The organism is Meiothermus taiwanensis WR-220 (genome assembly GCF_003568585.1).
In the GTDB taxonomy this organism is placed as follows: domain Bacteria; phylum Deinococcota; class Deinococci; order Deinococcales; family Thermaceae; genus Meiothermus; species Meiothermus taiwanensis.
On record NZ_CP021130.1, the window covers coordinates 2795199 to 2802273 of the forward strand.

Below are 7075 nucleotides of genomic sequence, written 5' to 3' on the forward strand. Positions count from 1 at the left end.
GCACCCGTACCCGCACCCGCGCCCACCCCTACAGCCACAGACGCGCGAAGCGAGGCCAGCCCAGCGCCCAAGGTTTCTGCTCAAGGCAGGGGCCCTTCCTCAACGCAACGCGTCATTTCGGTGTTACTAAAGGTTTCAGCCCTGATCACAGCAGGTGTTACAGGAGGATATTTAGTAGTAAATATGGGTAGCACCAGCGATATCTGGGTTCCGCTAGGGGTAATTTCAGTGGGTCTCTCTCTTGCGCTTATTCAGTGGCGCTTATCGGAGCCCTACTGAGCGCATTTCTGTAGGTTCAAGGGCTGGATTCGCAGCCCCATACAGTAAATTGGGCTTCAATGAAGCCTTGGCTGAACATAGCCTATATCCTGGTGGTGCTCGGTCTAGGGCTGGCGAGCCTATGGCCCAACCTAACCGTTCGATTCGCGCCAGCCCAGTTCTACACCCCACCCACCCCAGGCCTGGAAGCCACAGATACTCTAAGACCCGGCCCTGCTTTACCCGAGGTTCAAAAGGTCAACCTCAACACAGCCAGCCAAGCCGAGATCGAGAGTCTGCCCGGAATTGGCCCTGCGCTAGCCCAGCGCATCATTCAAGGACGCCCCTACCGCACGCTCGAGGACCTCGAGCGTGTTAAGGGAATCGGGCCCAAAATACTTGAGCGGTTGCGTCCCCTAGTAACCCTATGATTCCTTTTGCTCTGGGTGCTGGGGCCCTGCTGGGAGCCCTCAGCCAGCTAACCCCCTGGGCCTTCCTAGGCTTGCTGGCAGGGCTTGGACTCCCGCAATCCGCACGTTGGCTTGGTTTGGGTGCCTACGCCTTGATCATCCTGCACCTAGGCCTAGCCAAGGATCCTTGGGATTCGCAAATAGGCCGGTGGGTGCGGATCGAAGGCACCCTTCGAGGGGGTTTTCTATACACACCGCAAGGACGCCTGTACGTACACCACTTTCCAAATCTGCAGGATGGCCGCTACGTTTTGGAGGGCCATCTGCTGCGCCCTTTAAGTAAGCGCAACCCCGGGGGCTTTGATCAACAAACCTGGTTGCACAGCCTGGGGGTTACAGCAGTGCTGCGAGCCCAGCAGGTTGTGCATTACGAACCCCTGCCCCCAGATCCCCGCCAGTGGCTTCAAAAGCAGCTTGTAGCGGGCCTCTCCCCTCCAGTAGCCGCCCTGCTCGCCGCCCTGACCCTCGGTGAACGTCGCAATCTAGGTGAAGCCTATACGGAGTTTCAGCAAGCCGGGCTGGCCCACACCCTGGCCCTATCTGGCTTACATGTGGCGATCCTAACCGGCTTTTTTGTACTCTTGCTCCATCCGCTGGGCAGGTGGCGCTACCCTGCAGCCTTGCTTTTATTGCTGCTGTATCTGTGGCTTGTTGGGCCCCAGCCCTCGCTGGTACGAGCAGTGATTATGGCGGGCTTTGTGTTGACGGGGCTCTTCATTGGACGTGGCCGGGTAGCAGTCTTGCCGGCTTTGTCGCTAGCTTTATTTGTTCAATTGCTGCTCGAGCCGCGTACCTTGTTCAGTCTTTCGGCGCAGCTCTCCTATCTGGCCGTGCTGGGCATGGCCCTGGTACTACCACGCCTGCCCAGGCTCGAGGGCTGGAAACAGTGGGTCTGGTCATCGGTGAGCGTCACCCTTGCTGCACAAATTCTGATCCTTCCCCTCTTGCTACATCATTTCCATCAACTGCCCCTGGTCTCCCCCATTGCCAACTTGCTGGTGTTACCCTTGCTGAGCTTCCTGGTTCCCCTGGGCTTTCTCAAACTACTAGTGGGCGGCCTGCTGGCCGGGCCCATCGAGATTCTTGGTTCCTTGGTTCTGGGGCTGGTTGGGTGGCTGTCAAATGGCCCTTTGTTGCGCTGGGGTGAGATACCGCCCGTGGGGTTCGCTCTCTACTACCTCGGCCTCCTCCCACTCCTGCTGGCCCTTTACGGCCGTCTTCACTGGGAACATGCGGCAGGGCTTGCTGCCACGGCGGCCCTGGCCTCCATCCTGCCGCAGCACCTACCCCGGGCCGAACTGTGGCAGCTCGACGTCGGCCAGGGCGATGCCACCCTGGTGCGCCTTCCCGGCAGGGTAGAAATCCTGGTGGACGGAGGGCGTGACTGGGCTTACCCCCGGCTAGAACAAGCCTTGCGGGCCTTGGGTGTGGATGATCTTGACCTGCTCATCGCCACCCACCCCGATGGAGACCATGTGGGGGCCCAGTTAAAGGTTATACGGAATTTTCCAGTTGGTGCATTGGTTACTGGGCCCAGGGTGCGGGGCGCCACCTTGGACGATGCCCTGCACCTGGCCGCCCGTCAGCGTGGAGTCCCGGTTTTTTTTGCACGCAGAGGAAGCCAGCTAACCCTGGCCGGGGCCCGCCTTCGTTTCTTGGGGCCACAAGGTGACGAGGTCGAGGACAACGAACGCAGTTTGGTTTTTGTGTTGGAGTACAGGAGTCACAAGATACTTTTTACCGGCGACGCCCCCGTCTCCGTCGAGGTGCGCTGGCCTACCGAGAGGGTGGATATCCTAAAGGTGGGTCATCATGGCTCTGAGAGCAGCACCGGTGATTATCTATTGCAGCACTTCCGCCCCAAGCTAGCCTTAATTGGTGTGGGCAATAACCCGTATGGCCACCCGTCGAGGGTCGTACTAGAGCGTCTAAATCAGTACGGTGTGCAAATTCGACGTACCGATATCGAGGGGGCTATACGAATTCCGTTGCCTTGAATTACCCCTCGTAGCCCAGGGCCTGCAAGATTGCGGTGAGTTCTTCTTCTGAGTGGTAACTGATCTCTATCTTCCCTTTTTTGAGGCTCGTAAAACGAACTTTTGTACCCAGTCGGCGCGAGAGGTTGCGGGCGATCTCGGGGTAGGCTTCTTCGCCTTTTGCGCGGCCGCTCGAGGCCGCAGGTCTATCCTTGAGTTTTTCAGTCTCGCGCACGCTCAGCTGCTTAGATAGCACCTCAGACAAACCCCAGCTTCGCCTGGACTCAGGCAACATCAGAAGGGCCCTGGCATGCCCTGCACTGATTTTATTCTCCTCCAGGGCTTTTCTAATCTCTGGGCCGAGCTGGAGCAGCCGCAGGGCGTTGGTAACCGTTACCCTGGCCTTGCCCACGGCCCTGGCCACCTCTTCTTGGGTCATGCCCATATCTACCAGCCGTTTGTACCCCTCCGCCTCTTCCATGGGATTTAGGTCTTCACGCTGCAGGTTTTCAATAAGGGCAATTTCCAGGGCCTCGCGCTCCCCTATATCCTTGATAATGACCGGAACCTCGCGCAACCCCGCCATCTGAGAGGCTCTAAAGCGCCGCTCACCCGCCACCAGCTCGTACATATCCCCCTTCGGCCTCACCAGCAACGGCTGCAACAACCCCTTCTCCCTGATGGAGGCGGCCAGCTCTTCCAGCGCCTCTGAGTCGAACAGGCGCCGGGGTTGTCCGGGGTTGGGCTTGATCAAGGCCAGAGGAAGTTTGGTTTGGGAAGCCGGGGTTTTGGGCAGTAAGGCTTCCAATCCTTTTCCCAGACCGCTAGGCTTCTTTGACACGACGCATCACCTCCTCAGCCAGGCGTCGGTAGGCGTGGGCACCGCTGCTGGTTGGTGCGTACTGGCTAATATCCTGACCATAGCTGGGTGCCTCGGCCAGCCGGACATTGCGTGGAATTACAGTCCAGAACACCTTTTCTCCTAGATTGGCTCGGATGTTGCTCTCAACCTGCTGTGATAGCAAGGTGCGAGGGTCGTACATGGTGATCAGTACACCCAGAAGCCGCAAAGCTGGATTTATGCTGGTACGCACTTGTTCAATGGTCTCCATCAGGCCAGCAATTCCCTCGAGGGCATAGTATTCAGCCTGCACCGGAACCACCAAGCCCTCCGCTGCCGCCAAAACGTTGATGGTAATGGGGCCCAAACTGGGGGGAGCGTCCAGTAAGATGAGGTCGTAGGCCGGCTCCAGCGACCGTAAAACTTCAGCCAACCGCGTGGGCTTTTCTATAAGCTCTGCAGAAGCCCCGACCAAATCAGGGCTCGAGGGAAGCAGATCCAGCCCCTCAGCCACCTTCACCAGTGCGTCTCGAACATCATCATTACCTACTAAAACAGTATAAATGTTGCGCTCAGGTACAGCCTGCCCCACCCCCGAGGTTGCATTAACTTGGGGATCGAGATCCACTAACAGAACCTTTTGACCGGCCTTGGCTAGGTAGGCTGATAAATTTACGGCGGTGGTGGTCTTCCCCACCCCCCCTTTTTGATTCACTATGCCAATGCGCTTCACCTTGCTCACTAGGATAACGGATTTTTGGCGGGAACCCCAGGTTTGCGGGGGTACTGGGGCGGTGTGTGCTCCACCTTACGCAGGATAATTAGATGTCGTGTATCGCCTGTGCCTGGCAGCTTCAGGTGTATTACCTCCTCCAGCACGCCCCCCAGCTTTCGTACTGCACCTTGGGCCTCTGCCACTTCACCCATCACCTCAGCGCCTTTCTGTACCAACACAAACCCACCCACCTGCACCAGTGGTAGGGTCAACTCAGCAGTGACGGCCAGTGCAGCCACCGCGCGGGTCAGGGCGGCCCCATATGTTTCACGTTTTACACTCTGCCGACCAAGGTCTTCAGCGCGCCCCCAGAGAGCCTGTGCGTTTGGCAGCGCCAGGTTTTGTATGGCCTTGGTCACAAACCCTATTTTCTTCTGGGTAGCATCCAGCAAATCAAAGCGGATGTCAGATCTTACAACTGCCAAAGGCAGCCCAGGAAAACCCGCTCCGGTACCAACGTCTATCACCGACAGCCCGCTTGTAAAGCCAGAGTAACGCAGACAAGACAGAGAATCTATAAAATGCTTATATACAATGCCACTTTCATCCCGGATGGCGGTTAAGTTAAGGTTTTGGTTTGCGGTTGTAAGCAGGTCAAAGAGCAAAGCAAAGCGGGTTAGATGGGGTTCTAGTTCCAGTCCCAGTTCCGCACCCGCTCGCAACAGCATCTGTTTTCCATCCGCGCTCATCTGCATACATTGGCCGCTCCATCGGCAGCATGCGATATGTAAAACGTGAAACATCACCAGCCTGATCAATGAACAGGAACCGGCATTTTAGCGATGTACACCAAAAGCGCTGTGATGTCTGAGTCCCGGATTCCTGGAACCCTCGAGGCTTCCGCTACCGAGTGGGGGCGAACCCTGCTGAGTTTCTCGACCGCCTCTTTAGAGAGGCTGGGAACCTGGGTATAATCAAGATTCACTGGCAGGCGGTAGGCCTCGAGTTCTTTCAGTCTCTCACGCAGCTTGGCCTGCCGCTCCATATAACCTGCGTACTTGGCCCGCACTTCAACCTGGTAAGCCTCGGCCTTGCTAAGGGGTATCTCCGGCGGCCCAATTAACCGCAGTACCTGTTCATAACTGGCCTCAGGCCGCCGCAGGTATTGCAATGCCGAGACCCCCTCTATACGGCTACGCTGAAGGCGGTTCAACTCGTTCTGAACCCGCGTATATTTGGCCTGTACGGCCCGTAGATCTTCAGCCGGGCGCAGCCCCCAAGCAACCGCCAGCGGTACCATGCGCTCATCCGCATTATCCGACCTGCACAACAAGCGCAGCTCCACCCTCGAGGTCATCATGCGATAGGGCTCGTCCACCCCACGGTGAACCAGGTCGTCTACCATCACCCCGATATAGCCAGAGGCTCGAGGTAGTTGAACCTCTTCCAGCCCCATTGCATACCGCGCCGCATTCAAACCAGCAAGCAAGCCCTGGGCTGCTGCCTCTTCATAGCCCGAGGTTCCATTGAGCTGACCAGCAGTAAACAGCCCCGGTAGCATACGGGATTGCAGACCTGGGGTTAGTTCCAAAGGGTCTACCGCATCGTATTCCACCGCATAGGCATAGCGTTGAATCACAGCCTGCTCAAACCCTGGCAGGCTACGCACCATCTGAACCTGCAGCTCAGGGGGTAGGGAAGAGCTAAAGCCCTGCAGGTACAGCTCTGTGGTGTGCAGTCCATCGGGCTCCACAAAAAGCAGATGCGTCTCCTTGTCGGAAAAACGAACCACCTTGTCTTCAATGGAAGGGCAGTACCGGGGTCCAATGCCTTCAATATCCCCACCGTACAGAGGCGATAGGTGCAGGTTTTCCTGGATCAGCCGGTGGGTGGTTGCAGTGGTGCGGGTCTGCCAGGTGGGGCGGGCCGTCGCATAAGGGCCAGGCACCCCAGCAAAGGTTTCTGGAGGATCATCCGCCGGAACCACCTCGAGCTTGTGGTAATCCACCGAGTCGGCCTGGATGCGGGGGGGCGTCCCCGTCTTAAAGCGCAACAAACGATGCCCCACCGCTCGTAAGCTCTCGGAGAGAAAACGGGCAGGGGGCTCTCCTTGTCGCCCTGCGGGCCGGGACTGCCTTCCATACCAGACCACCCCTTGTAAAAAGGTGCCGCTGGCCACCACCACAGCCCTGGCCGGCAGTCTGCGTCCATCCACGGTTTGCACGCCACATAGCACCCCCTGCTCAACCCACAGCGCCGCCACTTCCGCCCGCACGCTTTCAATCTGAGGGTGCCCCAGCAGCACCCGTTGGGCCTCGAGCGCATAAAGATCACGATCCACCTGCACGCGCAAGCTCTGAACCGCGGGGCCTTTAGAACGATTTAGCACACGGGTGTGAATGGCGGTGGCATCCGCCAGCTTGCCCATCAGGCCACCCAGGGCCTCTACCTCAGCCACCAGTTGGCTTTTGCCGGGCCCACCCACGGCGGGGTTGCAGGGCATCAAGCCGATGCGCTCGGGGTTCGACGTAACCAGGCCCACCCTAGCCCCCAGCCTGGCTGCTGCCCAGGCCGCCTCGATTCCCGCATGACCACCGCCCACCACTATAACGTCATAGGCCCCCATCCCCATCAACTCCTAACCTCGCATTTTAGCAGAGGCCTCCTAGAATCCACGAGCCCAACGGGCACACCACTCGAATTTCACGCGGTCTTATTTTTTACTGTTCCAGATACGGATCCTAGGCTCCAGCAAGGTTTTTCTCACACCCACACAACATTATCCACAGGGGGTTCTCCACCTGTGGATAACTCG

6 protein-coding genes are annotated in these 7075 nt (G+C 58.1%); 2 read left to right on the forward strand and 4 right to left on the reverse strand.

Going from position 1 to position 7075, the window contains the following annotated elements; all coding sequences use genetic code 11:
- The first annotated feature begins 338 nt into the window (after positions 1–338).
- Both MTAI_RS13780 and MTAI_RS13785 read left to right on the forward strand, forming a co-directional pair.
- A complete protein-coding gene (locus tag MTAI_RS13780; protein WP_027888178.1) occupies positions 339–689 on the forward strand; it encodes a helix-hairpin-helix domain-containing protein in 351 nt (116 codons plus the stop codon).
- Positions 686–2725 (forward strand): DNA internalization-related competence protein ComEC/Rec2, encoded by a 2040-nt coding sequence (locus tag MTAI_RS13785; protein WP_027888179.1) that lies wholly within the window; start codon positions 686–688, stop codon positions 2723–2725. The genes MTAI_RS13780 and MTAI_RS13785 overlap by 4 nt, the downstream gene beginning before the upstream one ends.
- Position 2726: 1 nt before the next feature.
- Here MTAI_RS13785 and MTAI_RS13790 read toward each other — a convergent pair whose 3' ends face one another.
- Genes MTAI_RS13790 through mnmG form a run of 4 tightly spaced genes read right to left on the reverse strand, consistent with a single transcriptional unit; the run spans position 2727 to position 6886 of the window.
- Positions 2727–3545: a ParB/RepB/Spo0J family partition protein gene (locus MTAI_RS13790; RefSeq protein ID WP_027888180.1), complete on the reverse strand. Its 819-nt coding sequence runs from the start codon at positions 3543–3545 to the stop codon at positions 2727–2729.
- Positions 3529–4293: a ParA family protein gene (locus MTAI_RS13795; RefSeq protein WP_027888181.1), complete on the reverse strand. Its 765-nt coding sequence runs from the start codon at positions 4291–4293 to the stop codon at positions 3529–3531. Before MTAI_RS13795 ends, MTAI_RS13790 begins: the two co-directional genes overlap by 17 nt.
- Positions 4287–5015 (reverse strand): 16S rRNA (guanine(527)-N(7))-methyltransferase RsmG, encoded by a 729-nt coding sequence (gene rsmG, locus MTAI_RS13800; protein ID WP_027888182.1) that lies wholly within the window; start codon positions 5013–5015, stop codon positions 4287–4289. The genes MTAI_RS13795 and rsmG overlap by 7 nt, the downstream gene beginning before the upstream one ends.
- Before the next feature lie 59 nt (positions 5016–5074).
- Positions 5075–6886, reverse strand: a complete 1812-nt coding sequence (gene mnmG, locus MTAI_RS13805) for a tRNA uridine-5-carboxymethylaminomethyl(34) synthesis enzyme MnmG (RefSeq protein ID WP_027888183.1) — start codon at positions 6884–6886, stop codon at positions 5075–5077.
- Positions 6887–7075 lie beyond the last annotated feature (189 nt).